Below are 19,465 nucleotides of genomic sequence, written 5' to 3' on the forward strand. Positions count from 1 at the left end.
GAGGAGGACAGCGTCAGTTCTTGGTGTGGGCAAGTCGAGTGTACATTACTGGACCACACGGTTCAAGGAGTCTCTTGATTATAAACCCGAGAATGTAAAGTCGCTTGGCATAGTGAGGCTCGGTGTAGACGAAACTATTCTGAAATATAATGGTAGGAAATGTTATCTTATGCTAAATATCTCTCCAAAAGCCATTTCAGTATATGATTCAGAGAGAGGGGTAATCAGGTATCATGTGCTGCACGCACCCTGGCGAGGCGCTCCTTTGCAGCTGCGACCCGCCCCTTGACGCTGTTATCGTTCACAGCACATCTGTTGCACTCTCCAGATGATTCCTGTGCAGGGGCGGCCTCTGTCGTGTTCTTGTACATCCCCTCGCTCATCACTATTATTCCATCCCCGTAAGAGAGGTTGTAGAGCAGCATTGATGGGATGCTGGATGGCGCCAGGTACCTGAACCGCACCACCCCCCGGATGCTCTCGTTGGCGTTCAGAGTTCTGGGCTCGAACCCATCAGTCGCCCTGTAGCCCCAGCCCCACTGGTCGACCAGCGTACAGTTCTCAGGGGACACCTTCAGAGGAGACGTGGAGTTGTTCCTGACAGAGATATCTATATCGAGCACCTTCCTGCTGTAATCAAGCCTGGATCCCAGGACGCCGTAGTACGTGACTGTTACGTTCTCGTCTGTGTAGTTCAGCGGCTCTCCGAAATCCACCTTGAACACCTCTCCAATTCCGGAGTCCACCACGAGGCTCTTCGGGATCGCCTCTCTGGGAACCACGAATGCGAGTAGCTCCCGTCCCGGAGAGATGGGCCTGCTCGATGCCGTATCTCTGGTGTAGCTCCTGTCGTTTCCGTCGATCAGAACATATCTGACGCGGGGAGGCTCCGCGCAGCTTCCATTGCTCCATCTCAGGCCCGCGTCCAGGTACAGAACCATCCTGTCCGCATCGTAAGAACCTCCCTGATAAAGGGGCCCCTTGAACATGTCGAATACTGTGCAGCAGAGCTCTCCATTCCCACCTGTCACAGGAAGTCCGCATGCAGACTCCAGCACAGTCAGCATCAGCATGACCCCCAGGGCTGCTGTTCGTATCATCTCAGCCACCACGGATACTATGAATTACTTCTAAGATATATTGTAACTATATATTTACTTTTCCTGTGGATGCTGTTGAACGTGAATCTGTGCATCACCCTGTAACCTTTGGCAGGTATTTGCTAAGCTCCTCGCGCACGATTCTCCTGATATGCTCCTCCGAGATGTCGAGGTTGTTCTTAATATTATTATCCTGTGAGGGCCTGTTATTCGATAGGTTATCAAATATCCTGAGCTCCTGCAAGAACAGCGGCTTCTCACCCTTCTTCAGCCTCATCTTTGCGTTCTCGAGCGCTGCCTCAAGCCGTTCGAAGTAATTGGTGAGAGCATCTGTAGTGAGCGATGTCAGGCTCTGATCATCATTCGCATGCACCATGTGAAGAAGCTCGGGCCTATTCTCCTCTATGTACTTCAGCGCGAATGATACCACCCTGTACATCCTTCTCTCGAACGGTCCACAGCCGGATCCGTAGGGGTTTCTGAGCAGTATCAGAACCTCGGTCTTCCTGTTCTCCCCGAGCTTTCTCCATGCGAATATATGGTTCGTATCGAGCCCTGTGATGCTCTTAACAGACGATTCCAGTTTCTCAGCGGAGAGATAACCTCTCGAGAAGACAAACGCCCTGTCTGCCATTGCTGGATCGCATGGGAAAAGCGGGCCGCATCCATCATCTTTCACGCTTCCCGTGAGGGCTTTCTCTACCAGATCTCCTTCAACGGGCTTCCTGCTGTTCAAAGATGCATAGCATGGAACCATGACAGGCGGCCTGTTCAGGCCCTCTGTGAAGTTCTGCGCCAGGGCCAGAGACGGGGGGTCCTCCTGTGGAAATGCGCGGTCTGCCAGGAAGGGCTTCATGGCATGAAATATATAATTATTTATACTTGTGTAATCCTGTTTGAACCTCTCGACAAGGATCTGGTTATCCACAAGAATCAGAGCATCCACTCCATCTCTTGCGCTTTTGGTGAGGAGATCGTACATGGATATCGTTGCACCGAGATCCCTCCGCGCCTCCTTCGACTGCTGCTCCCTGTCGGCTTCATCCCCCTGCTCTGTGAGAACACCGAGAACGAAGACTGGGTAGTCCTGAGTTCCTCCGGATCTTATGTAGCGAAGGATCGGATTTATGAATCCTGTGCCTGTGCCGCCGCCTAGAGATACCATGAAGAGAATGTTATCGCATCTTCCTCCTGAGAGGGTTGTGAATCCCTTTATGGCATTCCAGGCGTTCTCGAGTATGGGATTCTCCTTCCCGAACTCCTCTCTGGCAACACTTTTAACCTCCTCATCATTATCAAATATCTCGAATATCGCCTTTAGGTACTGAGCCTCCCTGAAGAACCCCTGCTTCTTGATATCATATCCGTACTTGCGCATGACGAGGGAGTGCGTCTGTGATCCGACCTTTATCGAATCGTGTGGTATGACGTACCCCGGATACCCCTCATTCTTGAAAAAGCTCTGCTTATTAACCGCGGCGTTGACATCTGCCTCCAACCATACACCCTCGATTCCGCCGAACGCAACGTGCTCGGCATTTGTAAGCTTTGAGAGTGGCTTTATGATATCCACGGGATCGAGAATGACCTGGAGCAGATTGCCGCCACATCCGCCTATGCCAACACAGCACGATCTCATCTACTGGCCTCCAAGAACTCTTTAAACACAGGGATGAAGAGCAAAACCAGAGCTACAAGAAGCAGCAGCCAGGATGCAATTTCAGACATCCAGCTCACATACGGGTAGCTGATGGAGTTGTAAATTGACGATATTGATGAGATCCAGAGGAGCAGTATCGAGAGCGTGCAAAGCCTCTTATCGTTTAAAGACATCGGGTATATACTGTAGATATCGGAGAGCCGCAGCCACACAGGAAAGCCTCTGCTTACGTAGAGAAAGATTGTTGCCACAATTGCAACAAGAACAGCGAAAAGCACCAACCCGTAATAGCTGGCGATCATCGGAAAACCGAGACTCAAAAGCTTTGGTATCCTCGGCGGCAGGATGTTGTAGACGAGAGCGACGAAGAACGCGACCCACGAGGCAGAGGCCATAGCGGAGAAGTTAGAGCCATGCTGAGTAGATATTTTCTCGTACAACTCATCCCTAGAGACGCTGGATGAGAGCTCCGAGAGCCTCCTATAGATGCGCTCAAAATTCATCCAGTGAATCGCCAGTCCCACCACCAGCAGGAGCAGCAGGGCTATCATAAATAATGAACCCCAATCCATCTAATCCCCTCCCTGGTTGCCCTTCTCTGTTTTTCTCCTTCTGTTGCTACAACGCTCTAGGATCACGCCGGATGAGAGGAATATCACCAGGATTAGAAGCGCGTTCAAAAAGCTCGCAGGCGAGAGTATCGAGTAACTTATGATCCTTGGATTTATCTGCCTCCCATTCAGGTCTATGCTCGTCCTGCCGTTCTGATCCGGTTCCGAGAATGAGAACCTGTATGAGAATGTCTGGTTGTTGTCCGAAGCGTCAAAGCTCGTCTCGACCGATACAGTCTGTCTCTCAGGCGTCACTGTTACTGTCTTCGAGCCGCGGAGCTTCCAGGGGTTGGACGCTGTGTTTGTGTAGAGATACACGGTCAGCGGGAAGGAGTTCTCGTCCTGGCTCTTCACATCTATGCTGAAGTTGTACCTGCCCCACCAGTAGTAGTTCTCATCCTCAGCGACCATTCTGGGGTTTTCGACGAGCAGCTTCGGCGTCGGCCTTATCTCAGGTCCTGCTGTGATGTTCGTCGATGTCACATTGATCCCATCACCCAGTGTGTAGTAGTAGTGGAAGGTCTTTCCTGCGTCATCCTTTCCGAAGAACCCGTACTCGCTGTTCCTGAACCTCACCGTCCCGCTGCCGCGGAGCTCCTGCGTAACGTTTTTGCGCTCGGTCCTGTTATCTCCCTCAAGGATGTGAAGCGTGACGTTCAGAGTATCCCCATCAGGATCTGTGATCTCAGCCACATACTCTATCGGATCGCTGTATCTCGGTTTGTACGTGACGTTCGTGTAGTTCACCACGGGCGGATTGTTGATCACATTCAGTTCCAGAACCGGGAAGATCTCCCGAGACGATACAGTCCAGTTCGATGAGTAGCGCTTGTACTGGCCATCCGTATACCGTATTCGGAACCTGACATTCCCCACATGATTCAGGCTCCGCAGATCTGTTATCTCCGGGAAGCTTCTGAATGTGTAATTGACATCGTCGCTGGAGTAGTACTCGTTGACCTGCACGATCTGGGGCTGGCTGTTGACCTGTTTGAAATCGCCTCCTGGCTCGGCCATCTCCAGGTAGAGATACAGCGGCCTTCTTATCTCAATCTTGTTCTCGTTTGTCACATATGCCTGAATTTCCAATGAATCGCTCCTGCGGACCGTTTTATTGCCCTTGTAGTAGATCAGCACCGCGGGCAGCTCGTACTCCCCTGGGGGTGTGTACTCCTTCCATAGCAGGGTCTGAAGATACTCGAACCTCTTCGGGTTCTGCTTCTTCCCCTGCTCGAGCGCCTTTATTATCTTCTCCATATCTGTCTGCTTGTGGCTGCTCCCCCCTCCCCCACCCTCAGATGGCGTGGGTGGCGGGGGGCTCACGGTCGGTCCTTCTGCATAAGCGGATATCACAAGCATGAGCAGCATGAGAGCGAGAAGCCTGTATCGCATGCTCTTACCTCTTCACATCGAACTGCACCGTCTGGTGCCACGGCTGGTTGTTCCATGATAGCTCGCTCCAGTTGCCAGGGGTGGTGTACTTCTGCAGGAGACCTGTGTGTATCCAGTTCTTCCCGTCGTCTGTGTAGATGAGCTCGACATCAATCGGCCTCAGAGCTCTGACCGAGACCCTGTAGTTGAATCTGTCTGTGTTGCCTATCCTGCTGTATGTCGCGTCCTTAAAGCACACATCGAACTCAGGCCCGGGGAACTCGCCGAGCACGTTGTTATCGAGAACGAATCTGTACCAGGCCATTCCGAGGAGGTCTGCATCCTTGACATCGAATGTCACGTTCCTCCAGACGAGCGTGCTGTTTGAGCCTGTGTAAGTCACCATCCCTCTTGAAACCCAGAGGTCAGATTCCGGCGGCCTTATCTGCAGCTCCAGATCGCATCTCGGCTTCGTTGTCTCGATCTCAGCTGTGTACGTGTATGATGTGTAGGCGCTGCCATTTTGAGGCGTGACGGTTGCGTTCTTAACCCACACGACCACCACATCGGGGCCGGCATAGTACCTTCCGATCATATCCTTTGTTGTGGCAAAGGGAGACTCTGCATCCATGTAGTGGAAGCCGTAGTAGTACTGGGATGATCCGTATGCTTCGGGCGTGGCTGTCACACGCACATCATCCCACTCGAGCCTCTCCCAGCTGGAGACGTTTCTGTATGTTCTCCTTCCCGCTGTAACAAAGCTCTTCGATCCAACATCCCACACATTGAGCGAGACCTCGATCTCCCTGGATGCGTTTACATCAATGGCATAGCGGAAAGGTGTATCTGGAAGGCCCCTATCCGGAGATAGGCTCTCATTTCTGAACTCGACCGAGACTGGCCAGAAGGGGCCGTCGAAGGTCTTCTCCTTTCTCCCCACAAATCTGTAGTAGGCCGAGCTGAAGTCGAAGTCGAGGGAGACGTTCTGCCATCTCAGAACCTTCCAGCTTCCTGGAGCTGTGTAATCCTGCGTTCCCACAGGCGTCCACGGACCATTCTTTGATGGGGCAACCTCAAGCGATATGTTATCAGGCGCTGTGGAGAAGACGCTCACCTTGTACGTGTAGAGGTCATCCCTGGTTCCCTTTCTTGGGGTCACAGAGGCATCCCTGAACTCCTCGAAGACCTTCACCAGCGTGGGGTGGCCTGTGTAGTCCTCCCTGACGACCGGTTTCTCGAATGGGTCAAGCGATGTCACCGTTGCCTTGTACCATGTCCTGTCCCATATGGTCGTGTCGTTTTTGTCAGATAGCCATCTCCCGAAATCGCCCTTCCTGAGATCCGGGGACTGGAAGTTGACCTCGAATCTGAGCACGCCTTTTGCGCCTGGGTTCAGGTTCAGCTTTTCTGTGAAGCTCTTCGAGATCGAGGTATCGGATGAATCCGGACCGATTGTGAGCTCGACGGTGTACATCATCGAGTTCTTCGCGCCCGAGAGCTCCACAACGTAGACGAGGCTCTTGCCGACATCAAGAGGCTCTCTGGGCGTCCCCTCCTGCGAGAAGTAGATCGACGCATCTATTCCACGAGATGATGTGACTGCAAACACAAGCACTATGAGACACAGCAATCTTCTCAATCAGTTAACCCCCCATGCCAACAGGCACACGCCCACCCGAACCATATTCATCTGCAGATTCCAGCCGTTTGTCTGAGCTGATCTCAAAGCCCCTATACGGTTATAACATTTAAAGCCTTCTGCAGGTGATGTATCAAGGCGACCATCAATGATGTAGCTCTCATAGGATCAGCTGATGTGCAGGCATGGTGCAAGCACTCTCTCCAGATTGGAGAGATCGCGGCTTCGCTGTCCTGTCTGAGCCTAATAAAAAAAGGAATAAATCCCGGCCTCAGGAGCGTCTGATGTACATGTAGGCGGCCATCATGGAGAGCGCTCCTATCAGCGCCTCGAATCCAGGCTGCTTCTCGGGCTGACCGGCTGCAGGTGCTCTCTCGCCCGTCTCTTTGCTCTGCTGAGCCGTCTGCTCACTCACTGCTGACGCCTGGCATGGCGCTCCGCAGGTTATCCACATCCTGCCCTCTGCAAGAGGCAGCTCGTAATGCCTCCTCAGTGGGGCTGCGCATGAGAGCGCCGGCCAGTCGAAGTCCACTCTGGAATATGGTGTGCTGGAGCTGATGTTGCCGCCGAATCCTGATCTACTCACCGTAACATCCACAGGCAGCTTCATCTGCACGGACGTATCGATCGTGGCGCTCCACCGCTCTCCAGAGTTCAGGGTCCCGATATTCCATATGAGCGTCGTCGAGCCATCTCTGTTATAGGTAACCGCATCTGGGAATGGATCGGCTCCAGTGTACTTGAGATACGGGTACAGCGTCTCGGTAAGGGTGACGTTTGTGACCCATGGCCCCTGAGCGCATCCGCCCATCCTCTTCAGTACCGTGGAGATCAGGTTCCCGGCTGTGAGACTCTGAGGTCCCGCTGCACCACGCTGCAGGGGATCGCCGGACCGCGCAATCTCGGTGAGGTTCTTAAGCTCCATCGGATAATCGTTCAGATCTGGACCGATGTAGAACGGGAAGATGCCCTCGAACCCTCCGCGGATCAGAGTGTTATTACGGGGGATTGTGTAGAGCACGCTGGATGGTGTGATGCCCTTGAACTCGCTGCGGCATGTTATGAATATTATGAACCTCCGGGTATCGCAGCTGAGCGGATCGATGGCCTGCGAGCTTATGCGGCTGTACATGATACGCATCGCTTTTTGCAGCCCCACCTCGTAGAACGTCTGGTCGGTCTCTTTGCATGTGCTTTGGTTGTAACGCTGGATCGTCGCCTTTATTCTCTGATCTCCAACCGCCAGCCACTGGGGATTGAGAGTGGTATCCATGTCTGCAGGATCATCAATGTCCAAGTCATCCCAGCTCACGATCGCGATCCTAGCATTCCTGAGCTCAGGAGTGCTCGCTGCAGTCTGGAGCATCTCATAAAGCGCATCCTGCATTATTTTGAATATCTGCTGACCACTTTTTGCATCGAAGTCTCTCATGCTCCCGGATTTGTCTATGACAAACAGGATATCCGCATTGCAAGGCCTCTCTGGCGTCTCAAGTGTTATCCTAAGCATGGGACTGATGGCATTTCCGTTTGGCAGAACCTCTTTGCTGACCCTCAACACGCTGGTATTCTGTACCACGGATGTATTGCTTCCTCCGATGCCGCTGCCCTCCAGGCTGAACGATCCGGCTGGGCTGACCTTCAAAGTAACTGGAGGAATCGCAACCGCTGATCGGATGTTATCGCAGCCGGTATAGCTGACCGCTGTATCAGGAGCCATGCCAAGGATGAACGTGCCCGGATCTGGCGAGCTCACATCAAACGACAGCGTCCTGCTCTCGTTTGCCTGAAGTGCCCCGATCTGCCAGCTCAGAACGGTCGAGCCTCCCTGCTTTCTCACGGATGCCACAGGCTGCGATCCACTGTATGGAGAGAGATTAACATCCAGGGATGATGGCAGCACATACGTCACGGTCACGTCCTTCGCCACGATGCCGGTGATGCTGCTTCTGATTCTTTTGTATATGCCGGCCAGAGCGCTCGCATCAGGTGCGCTGTAGAACTCTCCGCCGGTGCTGTGTGCAATCTCCGTAAGGTTCCCAGCATCAGCCTCCGGACCAAGACCTATGGTGAACACCACGATTCCATTCGATCTGGCCTCATCCACCGGAGATCCCGGAAGGCCGGGATGCGTGTAGTGGCCACCGTCTGTGCTGATCCCATCCGTGAGGAGCACTATCACCTTTGATCTGTTGCTCCCGGAGAGCAGATCGATCGCGGCCTCCAGGCCTGTATCCAGAGATGTGTATCCATCGGCACCGCTGCTGTTTATCGCCGATTCGATATCATCGAGGTTGCCCGTGAGCGGCCAGGAGAGTGCTGATGTGTTCCAGCTGACGACGCCGACCCTGTCCATGCTCAGATCCAGGCTGGCGACGAACTCCCTGGCAGCAGACTTCCTCAGATCTTCAGGATCGTTTGTGGTCATGCTGCCAGAGCTGTCTATCGAGAGAACGACATCTACCGGACTGGCGCAGGGCACCTCGCCTCCTCTGAGGCTTATGCTCACAGTGCTGATCTCAGAGGGAGAGATCGCACCCCTGCTCAGCTGCTGGTCAGCAGTAACCGCTGAACCCAACGATCCGCCAGTCCAGACAAAAACAAGGATCACTAAAACGACTTCCCATCTGATGAATATACCTCCTGCATCTCAACTGTGTGCAAAATATCACATCAAACTATTTTATACTATTCACACATTAAAAATATCTTTTTACATATCCTCACCTGCATGCCTGCCAATACCCTTTTATCCTACCCATCATGTTTTCAGAACCATGAATGCATGCAAGAGCGTTACGGCTGCACTGCTTCTAATCCTGTCGCTCCAGTGTGCCATCGCAGAGATCCAGGGGAATGTGAGCTCAGGAGATAGATTCCAGAGCGTCAGCGGGGATTTCGGCAGGGCATGGCTGATGAGCAACATAAACACAACAAGCAATGTGACCCTCAGCAACGACCTCTGGAGCTGGGGTGGTGTGCCAAGAGGATGGAAGATCGTAAATGGTGTGCTCGTTAGGTCTGCAAACTCGACTCAAACACAGCTCGGCTCCGACTGGCTGGGAAGCACATCAGACAGCTTGTACACGCTGGAGTACAACGAAAGCAGCTGGGTCCCCCCATTCTGATATAAGAGGATGGTTCGATGGAGGCATGGGATCTGGTTGGCATCGCAGCGGGATCCCTCACGATGTTCGGATTTTATCCCCAGATCATCAAGATGTACAGGACCAAGCTTGTCGGAGATCTGAGCCTGCCGATGCTTCTGCAGTACGCCACAGGCATCTTCCTCTGGCTCCTCTACGGCATGTATCTGAATAACGCAATCCTCATAGTATCAAATGCTGTGTCGCTGGCAAGCTTTTTATGTGGAATTGCTTTATATCTAAAATATAATAATAGTCGCCCGACTAACAGATGAGCGTGCATCCGGAAAGGATTCGCTGCCCTATACAGCGCTGTTTTGCCTCAGTCACAGAGGGACGCTGGGTTATAGGAAGTGACTCCCTCCCCGAAGGGCGGGGCTTCCTGCGCTTCGGCTTATAGGAACTCAGGCAGAAGACCCCCCTTCAGGGGAGGGTAGGATGTCACGAGGAAATGCTGATACAGCTCTCTATGCAGGATGTACTGGAGATGATCGGATGGACGATATCCGTTCACGAATACAGACGCCGCTGCTCGCGGTTGATGTCGTATTGAGGATAGATGATGGGATAGTTCTAATCCGCCGCAGGAACCCTCCGTTCATGGGATGCTATGCGCTTCCTGGAGGATTTGTTGAGATCGGTGAGACCGTGGAGGATGCCGCGCGGAGAGAGGTCATGGAGGAGACCGGGGTAAACGCATCTCTTGTGCGGCTTGTGGGCGTTTACTCTGATCCAGACCGTGATCCGAGGGGGCATGTTGTCTCAGTATGCTATCTGGCAGATGGATATGGCGAGCTCAGATTCGGGTCTGATGCATCTGATGTGCGTATATTCAGACCTGATGAGCTGCCTGAGCTGGCATTTGATCATGCAAGGATGATACGCGACGCGTTGAAAGCGATGGTCTAAAGTAGGTGGCCATTTCTAGCGGAGGCCAGAGCAAAGCCAGGAGGAGTCCGGTGACGGAAGAGATCAGGGAATTGATCGAGAAGTTCGCGCTGCAGAACGCTGTCAAGTACAGATCCGCGCCAAACCACGGGGCTGTCATGGGCAAGCTCATGGGGGAGCGCCCCGATCTCAGGCCCAGAGCAAGGGAGATAGCTCCGCTCATAACCAGCGTGCTCAGGGAGATAGAGCAGATGAGCCCTGAACAGTGGGAGGCCAGGCTCAGAGAGATCGCGCCAGAGCTCATCGAGGAGATAAGCGCCAGAAAAGAGCCTGCGAAGGGGCTGCAGCCTTTAGAGGGGGCAGAGGGGGGAGTCGTAATGCGTTTCGCGCCGAACCCGAACGGCCCCCCAACGCTCGGAAGCGCACGCGGTATTATAATCAACTCAGAGTACGTGAAGATGTACGGCGGGAAGTTCATCCTCCGCTTCGACGACACCGACCCTGTAAACAAAAGACCGATGATAGAGGCGTACGACTGGTACATAGAGGACTGCAGATGGCTCGGAGCAGAGCCTCATGAGATAGTGGCTGCGAGCCAGAGGGTTGAGAAGTACTATGAGGTTGCTGAGGAGCTGATCCGCAGAGGCGGTGCATATGTGTGTTTATGCGAGCAGTCGGCGTTCAAGGCCCTTAAGGACGCGGCTAAGCCATGCCCGCACAGGGATCACACCGTCGATGAGAACCTGGATCTCTGGAAGAGGATGCTAGATGGCAGCCTCAAAGAGGGCGAAGCCGTGCTGCGTGTGAAGACTGACATAAAGCATAAAGATCCTGCCATACGGGACTGGGCTGGCTTCAGAATAGTGACGAAGAGCCATCCGCTCGTGGGCGACAGGTATCGCGTCTGGCCGCTGCTGGACTTCGAATCAGCTGTGGAGGACCATCTGCTTGGGGTAACACATATTCTGAGAGGCAAGGACCTGATAGACAGCGAGAGGCGGCAGAGGTATCTCTACGATCACATGGGCTGGGTCTATCCGAGGGTCCTACACTGGGGGAGGGTGAAGATATTCCAGTTCGGGGCATTCAGCACCAGCAAGCTCAGGAGAGCGATAGAGGCGGGCGAGTACAGCGGCTGGGACGACCCAAGGCTTCCGACTGTGAGGGCCGTAAGGCGCAGGGGCATCACCGCGGAGGCTCTCAGGAAGTTCATGATAGATCTCGGCGTAGGGGAGACAGATATCAGCATAAGCATGGATTCGATATACGCGGAGAACAGGCGGATTGTTGATCCAATCGCGAACAGGAGGTTCTTCGTATGGGATCCGGTGGAGATCGAGATCGAAGGCGACGTCCCGGAGGTTGCAGAGGCGCCTCTCCATCCGACGATAGATCGCGGCATGAGAAGAATCAGGGCGGGAAACAGGGTTCTGCTCTGCAGGGAGGATGTGAAGGTGCTGGGACCTGGTAGCAGAATCAGGCTGAAGGATCTGTGCAACATAGAGATCATTGAGACATCTCCGCTCAGGGCAGAACTCATCGATCTGAGCCCCGAGACAGCGAAACGTCTCAAACTCAGGATAATACACTGGGCGCCGGTCGATGGCATCCCTGTCCGGGTCCTCGGTCCCGAGAGGACCGATACCGGCATTGGAGAGCACGGCATCTCCGATGAGCTCGACAGAATCGTTCAGTTCGAGAGGTACGGTTTTGTCAGAATAGACTCTGTTGGAGATGAGGTTGTCGCGTACTTTGCTCACAGATGATATCTTCGGGCGCATGGCTCACGTTATGCGATTCCCCGCCGTCCCGAATCCAGGATGCTCGGAACAGTACCACGATCTCGTCGACGGCCCGAGGTCGGCGCGGCATCATCCAGACGCCTCATGCATGTCATTGGATAACTATAAATATTATGATGAGTTGGTGGTGTAACCGGAAGGTTTATATTCGACGAAAGTCGGATATAAACCTCGGCAAAAGTCGATTATCATTACAATCTCCCTCCTTTACCCTACATCCAATCGACTTTTGCTCTCTTCTCAATCACTTTGCTTTCATAAGTGCAGCGGGCTGCGCCCGGATCATCAGGTCGTATCATTGAGATCAGATACATGCAACCATGTTTCGGCCGTGTCATTGAGATCCGCAGTTTCAAATTCGGAACACTGCCCTTTTTCCTTCGTACCGGACGCCTCTGACATAGATGAGACCTACATGAGATATAGCTGAAACATAAAGATATAAGGGGAACCCGCGTACGCTTCATTGGCGCGGGTAAGAGAGTGGGATTATCCAAGCGTCCTCCATACCTCCTGTAAGATGCGGGGGAGGAACCCTCCCCTCCTCCGCGGCATCTCCCTATCGGCTTTTCTTCTGCACAACACCCTTCGAGCCGAGCCTGAAGCTCCCGTAAAGCCTCGTCCCGACCTCAGATCCTCCAGTCAGGTATCTCAGATCCGCCATACCCTTGACGCTACCTCTGCTCTCAAATGTAGATCTTGTGCTTCTCATGATCCCTGTGCTGCTGAGATTTATAAAATCACCGTAATATGTTTCTTGCATGTAACTCCTCAGCTTCTGGTTCTCGCAGCTCCAGCTCAAACCCCATGTGCTGTTGTAGTCGATGGTCCTCATGCTCAGATTGAGGGATACTGGCGAGCGGTTCGCCAGAGACACGCTTTTAAAAACTATCGATGTCGTCGAATAATCCATCTCCTCAGATGATGCATAGCTTCCAGATCCATGTTCTTCGAATTCAAAAACAAATCCAGACCGGGATCTGACCTTTGTTGTGGCGGATGCGCTCCGGTTGAGCCCTCCACCATCGATCCGGACGCTGTTCGTCACATAGTATGCCTCTCGCTCGGTTGACAGTTTGCGGTAAATTGATGCGTAACCGACGCCAACCACACTCCCATCGATCCCCGCGGTAGCAGATCCCCTCAGCGTCTTCACCTTCACGGTTATCTGGCCGTGCTCCCCTGGCCTCAACCCCCTTATGGTCCATACGTTAATGGTCCCCGGATCCGGGGGCGGGTATGCCTCGAGAAAGAGCGTTCTCTGGTCGTAGAACTCCCGTATCACAATATCTGCAGGCACCTCCAGGTTGTTCCCGTATGTTATGGTGTATGTGATCGTGCTGCCGGGACTGACACTGCTCTGCTTTGCCCTCTTTATGGAGTTCCTCTCCAGAGGCTCGAAGCTTATCACCTCACCTGCTATTCTCACATAATCCACATAGCAGGAGACGCCCTCGTACTTAGTCGCGCCCTTGAGACGTATGTAGACCTTGACAACATCCATCCCGCGAAGGATCTCCTGGGCCTCGGACCATGAGACATCCTTTCTGCTCTTCTGAGGGTCCTTGCTCTTTATGTCCAGTCTCGATTCTGATGCATCGAACTCGCGCCAGCCGTTCGAGTTCCCATCAGTGTCAAGCCACCTGCCATCGCTCCATGAGGCCAGGGTGATCAGAATGCTTGCGTCTTCTCGATCACTGCTGCTCGATTTTCCATCGCCATCGCCGTCGAGCATGACCTCCAGCTCGATGGAACCCCTGTTAGATGCTGGGTGGAGCCAGAGGGCGAGCTTGTCGAGCGCATCTATGCGCGTCGGGCTGATTGTTATCGGCACACTCTTGGACGACCCTCCCGGATACACGCTGAGGCGCGCAGAGTGGGTTCCATGGTATCCCATGCCGGATATCTCTGCAGCGCTTTTCTTCGATTTGGTAATGCTGTAGTCAGCATCCGTGATCGCACCTGCCGCGCTGACCAGCAGCAACATCAGGATGACTAATACTCTCATGATTACTACTATCAAGAGGAGGTACTAAAATAATTCGGTTTAATTTATTTATTTAACTCCAAATATCTCTTTTCCATCTATATCAGCTCCACTAACAGCACTGTGGTATACATTGAGCTGATATTGGACCTATGTGAAAAATAGGGATTTAAATCCGCCATAGATACCGATCTCTTGCGGGTTGGGGCGTGGGGGAAACTCGCCGGGCGGGGTCCCACCTCGGGGCCCCCTGACCCGCAGGTGATGATATGAGATACATTGCATTGATGTTGGTATTTATGATCCCGCTTGCCTCCGCATATCATGGGGGCAACAGCGTCTCGCAGTCCATAGACATGTCCGCATCTGGCGGCTATGTGAGCCAGAGCGCCTCGAATGCAGCGGTGGTTGTTGGTGATAACAACAATCTCAACCAGAAGATAAGCCAGAGCGCCTCCGGGAACTATGTAACACAGAGCGCCGCGAATGCAGCTGTTGTCATAGGCAACAGCAATACTGTCGGGCAGAGCACATCCCAGAGCGCAAACGGCAACACAATATCACAGAGCGCGGCAAATGCTGTCGCTGTGGTCGGCGATCTGAACACAGTCAACCAGCGCGTATCACAGAGCGCCACGGGCAATGAGATCTACCAGAGCGGCTGGAATACCGCCACGATAGTGGGAGATGGCAACATCCTGACCCAGCAGGTAATGCAGACGATAAACATGCTGCCCGCACATGTCGATCCCAGCCAGACGATGAGCAACTCCGCATATATCATGGGCAGCTACAACACCGTTGATCAGGGGCTTTACGGCACAATCCTCGCAGGCACGAACAACGCTCCGATGTACCAGTCCGGCAGGAACTACATACAGACAAACGATCCCACCGGCAACAGCTACAGCCAGAGGATCAGGTTCTCCGTCAGGGCAGGGCCGAGAGCGCCAGTCTCGCAGTCAGGCCAGAACGAGATACGCATCGGACCTCTCTGAGGTCCCTATTTTTAACAGTGGATAAATAGGGAGGCTCATCGTCGCAAAAAAATCTGTGGAGCCTAATTTTTGCATCTATTTTCCATTCTTCTCCGACAATCCGATATTCCAGCGGCATAGAGCGCTCTAGGTGCGCACTTTTACGCAGCCCTCATGATCTCCTCGAACTCGCTCGTGTTCAGGTATACAGGAGCATACTCTATACCCATATCCCTCAGATCCCCAACATAAGACCGCAGATGCTTCCTCGAGCCTGCGAGAAGCCCGCTGTAGACATCGATCACCTCTTTATTATCGGTTCCAGCTATCGCCCTCTCGAGATCAATGATGCTGATCTCCTCGAAGGTCGCAGCTGCCCTGAGCGCATCAAGATCTGAACGCCCTTTGGAGAGCATCTCATCATATATGCTCTGAAGCGTCTGATTATCGAAAACGCCTCTCTCCAGAACAGGCGTCCCTATTCCGTATCTGTCCAGGAGAGCTCCGATCTGATCCATGTGTCTCTGCTCAGACCTAACAAGATCCAGGAAGACCGTCAGGCCAGTCCTCTCATAAAGCGACTCATAGAGATCACGGGCTGCCTTCTCCTCCTTCCATATGAAGAGCATCCACTCGATATCATTCTGGGTCAGGTTCTGTGAGATCTGCTGCACAGAGCTCTGCGCCATTCCCAGATATATCACGCCCTCACCGTATGCGATGTTGTGCTTCACCGCCGGATCCATCCTGTCGGACATCGCCCAGATTATCGATACGCTCTGCCCAGGTCTCAGCACCTTGTCGAAGCGATCTCCTGTGTCGAGCTTTCTCCTGAACTCCACGACGGTGTGCGTACCGTAGCTCCTGCCGCCGTGCTCCATTATGTCATCAGTACCACCGAGCATTGTATCCTCGATATGGGGGCCATAGTTGCCTGTTGAGTATTCGTCAAGCACTCTCGCGCCTCCATCAACAAACCCGAGCACCATATCCGCATCCTTCATCCACTCAGAGGGCTCGAAGCCGATGGCGAGCCATCCGCGGGTGCTTCCATTGAGGGCCATGTAGAGATACTCATCATCGATCTTCCAGGAGACTGTCATCACTCCGCCAGTGTATCCCTGCCTTGCGGGGCTGTAGAGCTTTAGAGAGTGAGAGTACTCATTCTCACTCACAACACCATCAGGCCGCCATTCCGCCGAGACCACGCTTTCTGTGACCACCTGCTGCTCCTCTGGCTGTATGCAGCCTGAAAAAATGAACAGCACAGCTATCAAAAGTACAATCTCATCGCGCATCATTCATGATAATAATTGCTGGCTTTATACAAATTTATTACCATCGCCTTCTCCAGCGGGTGATTTGCTTGAGCTCGACCAGCAATTTGATCTACGAGCGGTTTAAGACATAAATGGAGATGCTCGACCTGCTGCTCAGAGCCCTGGACACCGCGATACCTGTGCTGGTGACAGTATTCCTGGGACTGTTCCTAGCGGGCATGCTCATGGAGCTGGGTGTTCTTGATCGTCTATCAGTCCTGTCAAAACCGCTCGTATCGATGGCGAACCTGCCGTCGATATCTGCATCATCGTTTCTCGTTTCCCTGGGCTCGGCGGTCGCAGCAAACTCGATGATCGCAGAGTTCAAGATGCGTGGCGCCCTCGACGACCGCGAGACAGTCCTCTGTGCCATGATGAACAGCATACCAGTGTACATCAGGGAGATACTCACATACCAGATACCGGTGGTTGTCCCACTTCTGGGACCGGTGGTAGGTCTGTTCTACGCGGGCGTGTTCATAACCACTGCCGTCGTCAAGATCCTCATAGTGATAGCGCTCGGCAGGCTGATGCTCAGAGGAGGGGATGGTGCAGAGATCTCCTGGGAGTCGCCCAGAAGAACCAGAAGCCCACCTGAGGCCACACTGAAGATACTGCGCACACAGATGAGACCGTTCGCCAGGATCTCCATCACATACATAGCGATGACGCTGCTGGTGCTCTCGCTGAACGATCACGGATTCTTCGAGAGGCTGAGCGTGCTTCCGATCGCTCAGACCTTCGGCATCTCCCCTGAGGCGATAGTGCCCCTGACAACATACGTCGCGAGCCCACTCCTCGGGATATCCCTGCTCAGCCCGATGATCCAGAGCGGCTCTTTAACTGAGGTCCAGGCCGCGACCGTGCTCATGCTGGGCAGCATGTTCATGCTCCCGATCTTCGCCATGAAGAGCATGGTGCCGAACTACACCGCCATATTCGGCGCAAGGATCGGCCTTATGATCGTCATGATATCGACAGGCCTGAGCGTCATGGTGCGCGCCATCTTTCTGCTGGCGCTTCTGAGCATCGGATGAATGCGTTTCATAAGTCAGTGCTTGCCGCTCTCATGCTGCCCGCACATCCATTGATCGCTCTCCGCTCCTCCTCGCTCAGGATGCATCCCTCGATGCATCCCGGATCGCAGCAGAGCCTGCACGGCTCCACATGTATCGTGACGAACGAGCACGGGTAGTGCTCACGTATGGCCTCTTTAAGTATATCTGTGAGCTGGTGCGATTCCTCCACGGTCATATCCGAGTCCACAAGGATGTGAAACTCAGCAAATCTATACGAGCCGGAGCGCCTGGTCCTGAAGGCGTGAAAGCCACGGACTTCCGGCTTCATGGAGACGATCTTCTCCTTTATGAGAGCCTTCTCGTCCTCAGGCAGGCTCGAGTCGAGGAGATCGCGCGCTGAGTTGATTGTGAGGTGAAGAGCAGCCTTCAGGATCAGAAGGGATACGAAGATCGCGGCAAGCGGATCCAGAATTCTAAGGTCCAGTGATATCCTCTCGCCGATCCAGATCGCAGCAAGACCCAGCATCACGCCAAGGGATGTGTATACATCGGTTCGGAGATGCCATGCGTCAGCCTCAAGTGCGATCGACTCTGTTTCGCGCCCTGCAGAGAAAAGCCTCCTGGAGACGAGCGCATTCACAATCGCAGAGACGAGCATGACGCCAGCGCCGAGCCATACAGTCTCGATCTCCATTGGGTTCAGGATCTTCGACCATGCCTCAGAGAGTATCCAGTAGGCGGCGAGAAAGATCAGCAGCGCCTCCACGGTGCCTGAGATGTTCTCCATCTTCCCGTGTCCGAAGGGATGGTCGTCGTCCGCCGGCCTTCCTGCGATCCTGACGGAGAGAAACGCAAGGAGTGCTGCTATGAGATCCACCGCGGAATGCGCGGCCTCCGAGATGATCGAGACCGAGCCTATCATCAGCCCGACTGTCAGCTTTAGAGCCACAAGAAATGAGCAGGCGATCACGGAGAGCCTGGCTGCCCTTCCTTTTACCTCTGCTCTGCTTCTCATTTCGGCCCCATGACTGTCATTTCGATCTGGCGATCAGCGGCGCTACAGATACACTGCTAACCCCTCGATCCAGAGTGTCAGTGGCTATGACCCTGTCGACGCCGGCATGGTAGAGTTTTAAAAGCGCATTTCCAGTGAGAACAGGATGGACCGCTGCCAGATAGACGCTCTTGGCGCCCTGCGTGCGCAGCATCGATATCGCGGTGGCCATGGTGCCACCGGTCGCTATCATATCATCCATGAGTACGACATCCCTTCCCCTCACATCGATCTCCTTTGGCGCTATGGAGACCTCTGTGCCGCTGTGCCTGGTCTTCTCCAGATGATCGAAATCGCATTTGAGGATCTCAGATGCCCTGGATGCCATTCCGATCGCGCCCTTGTCCGGCGATATTACCACAGGATCTCTAAGATCGAGCCTGCGGATCTCCTCTGCGAGAACGGGAGTCGCATCCAGGCTCTCAGCCCTGCATTTGAAGTGAGAGAGCACAGACTGTGCGTGGATGTTCACCGTGAAAACCCTAGAGCCCTCATTCAGGAACGAATTCAGGGCGCTCGCGATCGCCCTCGCAGTCAGCGGCTCCCCTGGCTTGAATATCTTGTCCTGCCTGGCATATCCGAAGTAGGGTATGACAAGGGTAACATTTCTTTCGCGGACTATATCGAGGAGCTGCAGAAGGTAGACGATATCCCTGTCAGACGGAGTGCTCTGTATCACAACAACATCATCATCGATCTCGGACTGGAGCTGCGTGTATGCCTCCCCATCCGGGAACGTCCTGTACTCGCAGAGCGCCACCCTCTCCCCGAGGATCGAGGCGACCCGACCGGCGAGCAGCTGCGACGATGGACCTCCTATGATCATGATAACCTCCACGGCGCGGGTGGAGCATGCCCCGATGAAATCGGGGATGGCGACCCGCGGCCGGCA

General features: G+C 53.7%; 16 protein-coding genes. 6 read left to right on the top strand and 10 right to left on the bottom strand.

What is annotated here, in order from left to right; genetic code table 11:
* Positions 1-224 precede the first annotated feature (224 nt).
* From NQU42_RS05245 to NQU42_RS05270, 6 genes are all read right to left on the bottom strand, one after another.
* A complete protein-coding gene (locus NQU42_RS05245; protein ID WP_296609636.1) occupies positions 225-1,100 on the bottom strand; it encodes a hypothetical protein in 876 nt (291 codons plus the stop codon).
* Positions 1,101-1,194: 94 nt separating this feature from the next.
* Positions 1,195-2,739 (bottom strand): hypothetical protein, encoded by a 1,545-nt coding sequence (locus tag NQU42_RS05250; RefSeq protein WP_296609637.1) that lies wholly within the window; start codon positions 2,737-2,739, stop codon positions 1,195-1,197.
* Positions 2,736-3,311, bottom strand: coding sequence for a hypothetical protein (locus tag NQU42_RS05255; RefSeq protein ID WP_296609639.1), 576 nt, complete (start codon positions 3,309-3,311; stop codon positions 2,736-2,738). Before NQU42_RS05255 ends, NQU42_RS05250 begins: the two co-directional genes overlap by 4 nt.
* 21 nt (positions 3,312-3,332) lie before the next feature.
* Positions 3,333-4,763, bottom strand: coding sequence for a hypothetical protein (locus NQU42_RS05260; protein WP_296609641.1), 1,431 nt, complete (start codon positions 4,761-4,763; stop codon positions 3,333-3,335).
* Positions 4,764-4,767: 4 nt separating this feature from the next.
* Positions 4,768-6,381, bottom strand: coding sequence for a hypothetical protein (locus NQU42_RS05265; RefSeq protein WP_296609643.1), 1,614 nt, complete (start codon positions 6,379-6,381; stop codon positions 4,768-4,770).
* A 271-nt stretch (positions 6,382-6,652) separates the two neighbouring features.
* Positions 6,653-8,959, bottom strand: coding sequence for a VWA domain-containing protein (locus tag NQU42_RS05270; RefSeq protein WP_296609644.1), 2,307 nt, complete (start codon positions 8,957-8,959; stop codon positions 6,653-6,655).
* Positions 8,960-9,158: 199 nt separating this feature from the next.
* Here NQU42_RS05270 and NQU42_RS05275 point away from each other — a divergent pair, with 199 nt between their 5' ends.
* The 4 genes from NQU42_RS05275 to NQU42_RS05290 all read left to right on the top strand — a co-directional run bounded on the left by NQU42_RS05275 (position 9,159) and on the right by NQU42_RS05290 (position 12,181).
* Entirely contained in the window at positions 9,159-9,509 is a 351-nt protein-coding gene (locus NQU42_RS05275) for a hypothetical protein (protein WP_296609645.1), read from the top strand.
* A gap of 17 nt (positions 9,510-9,526) precedes the next feature.
* Entirely contained in the window at positions 9,527-9,802 is a 276-nt protein-coding gene (locus NQU42_RS05280) for a SemiSWEET family transporter (RefSeq protein ID WP_296609646.1), read from the top strand.
* A gap of 220 nt (positions 9,803-10,022) precedes the next feature.
* Positions 10,023-10,436: an NUDIX hydrolase gene (locus tag NQU42_RS05285; protein WP_296609647.1), complete on the top strand. Its 414-nt coding sequence runs from the start codon at positions 10,023-10,025 to the stop codon at positions 10,434-10,436.
* 50 nt (positions 10,437-10,486) lie between these two features.
* A complete protein-coding gene (locus tag NQU42_RS05290; protein ID WP_296609649.1) occupies positions 10,487-12,181 on the top strand; it encodes a glutamate--tRNA ligase in 1,695 nt (564 codons plus the stop codon).
* A 595-nt stretch (positions 12,182-12,776) separates the two neighbouring features.
* Here NQU42_RS05290 and NQU42_RS05295 read toward each other — a convergent pair.
* Positions 12,777-14,225: a hypothetical protein gene (locus NQU42_RS05295; protein WP_296609651.1), complete on the bottom strand. Its 1,449-nt coding sequence runs from the start codon at positions 14,223-14,225 to the stop codon at positions 12,777-12,779.
* A 248-nt stretch (positions 14,226-14,473) separates the two neighbouring features.
* Between NQU42_RS05295 and NQU42_RS05300 the strand changes: the two genes are divergently transcribed.
* On the top strand, positions 14,474-15,202 hold the full coding sequence (locus NQU42_RS05300; protein ID WP_296609653.1) for a hypothetical protein: 729 nt from the start codon (positions 14,474-14,476) through the stop codon (positions 15,200-15,202).
* Between the two features lie 140 nt (positions 15,203-15,342).
* Here NQU42_RS05300 and NQU42_RS05305 read toward each other — a convergent pair whose 3' ends face one another.
* Positions 15,343-16,482 (bottom strand): DUF2202 domain-containing protein, encoded by a 1,140-nt coding sequence (locus NQU42_RS05305; RefSeq protein WP_296609654.1) that lies wholly within the window; start codon positions 16,480-16,482, stop codon positions 15,343-15,345.
* 110 nt (positions 16,483-16,592) lie between these two features.
* Here NQU42_RS05305 and NQU42_RS05310 point away from each other — a divergent pair, with 110 nt between their 5' ends.
* A complete protein-coding gene (locus tag NQU42_RS05310) occupies positions 16,593-17,537 on the top strand; it encodes a nucleoside recognition protein (RefSeq protein WP_296609655.1) in 945 nt (314 codons plus the stop codon).
* 7 nt (positions 17,538-17,544) lie between these two features.
* Here the strand turns inward: NQU42_RS05310 and NQU42_RS05315 are convergent, their stop codons facing one another.
* Both NQU42_RS05315 and NQU42_RS05320 read right to left on the bottom strand, forming a co-directional pair.
* Positions 17,545-18,534, bottom strand: coding sequence for a cation diffusion facilitator family transporter (locus tag NQU42_RS05315; protein ID WP_296609657.1), 990 nt, complete (start codon positions 18,532-18,534; stop codon positions 17,545-17,547).
* 16 nt (positions 18,535-18,550) lie between these two features.
* The gene (locus NQU42_RS05320) at positions 18,551-19,399 is read right to left on the bottom strand and encodes a ribose-phosphate diphosphokinase (protein ID WP_296609658.1); all 849 of its coding nucleotides are present in this window, start codon (positions 19,397-19,399) and stop codon (positions 18,551-18,553) included.
* Between the last annotated feature and the right edge of the window lie 66 nt (positions 19,400-19,465).

Origin of the sequence: Methanothrix sp., from assembly GCF_024518575.1 — an archaeon.
GTDB lineage: Archaea > Halobacteriota > Methanosarcinia > Methanotrichales > Methanotrichaceae > Methanothrix_B.

Excerpts from the sequence above, each read along its gene's own strand:
- NQU42_RS05245 (WP_296609636.1), bottom strand. The coding sequence starts at position 1,100 with ATGATACGAACAGCAGCCCTGGGGGTCATGCTGATGCTGACTGTGCTG.
- NQU42_RS05250 (WP_296609637.1), bottom strand. The coding sequence starts at position 2,739 with ATGAGATCGTGCTGTGTTGGCATAGGCGGATGTGGCGGCAATCTGCTC.
- NQU42_RS05255 (WP_296609639.1), bottom strand. The coding sequence starts at position 3,311 with ATGATAGCCCTGCTGCTCCTGCTGGTGGTGGGACTGGCGATTCACTGG.
- NQU42_RS05260 (WP_296609641.1), bottom strand. The coding sequence starts at position 4,763 with ATGCGATACAGGCTTCTCGCTCTCATGCTGCTCATGCTTGTGATATCC.
- NQU42_RS05275 (WP_296609645.1), top strand. The coding sequence starts at position 9,159 with ATGAATGCATGCAAGAGCGTTACGGCTGCACTGCTTCTAATCCTGTCG.
- NQU42_RS05280 (WP_296609646.1), top strand. The coding sequence starts at position 9,527 with ATGGAGGCATGGGATCTGGTTGGCATCGCAGCGGGATCCCTCACGATG.
- NQU42_RS05285 (WP_296609647.1), top strand. The coding sequence starts at position 10,023 with ATGGACGATATCCGTTCACGAATACAGACGCCGCTGCTCGCGGTTGAT.
- NQU42_RS05295 (WP_296609651.1), bottom strand. The coding sequence starts at position 14,225 with ATGAGAGTATTAGTCATCCTGATGTTGCTGCTGGTCAGCGCGGCAGGT.
- NQU42_RS05300 (WP_296609653.1), top strand. The coding sequence starts at position 14,474 with ATGAGATACATTGCATTGATGTTGGTATTTATGATCCCGCTTGCCTCC.
- NQU42_RS05305 (WP_296609654.1), bottom strand. The coding sequence starts at position 16,482 with ATGATGCGCGATGAGATTGTACTTTTGATAGCTGTGCTGTTCATTTTT.
- NQU42_RS05310 (WP_296609655.1), top strand. The coding sequence starts at position 16,593 with ATGGAGATGCTCGACCTGCTGCTCAGAGCCCTGGACACCGCGATACCT.
- NQU42_RS05315 (WP_296609657.1), bottom strand. The coding sequence starts at position 18,534 with ATGAGAAGCAGAGCAGAGGTAAAAGGAAGGGCAGCCAGGCTCTCCGTG.
- NQU42_RS05320 (WP_296609658.1), bottom strand. The coding sequence starts at position 19,399 with ATGATCATAGGAGGTCCATCGTCGCAGCTGCTCGCCGGTCGGGTCGCC.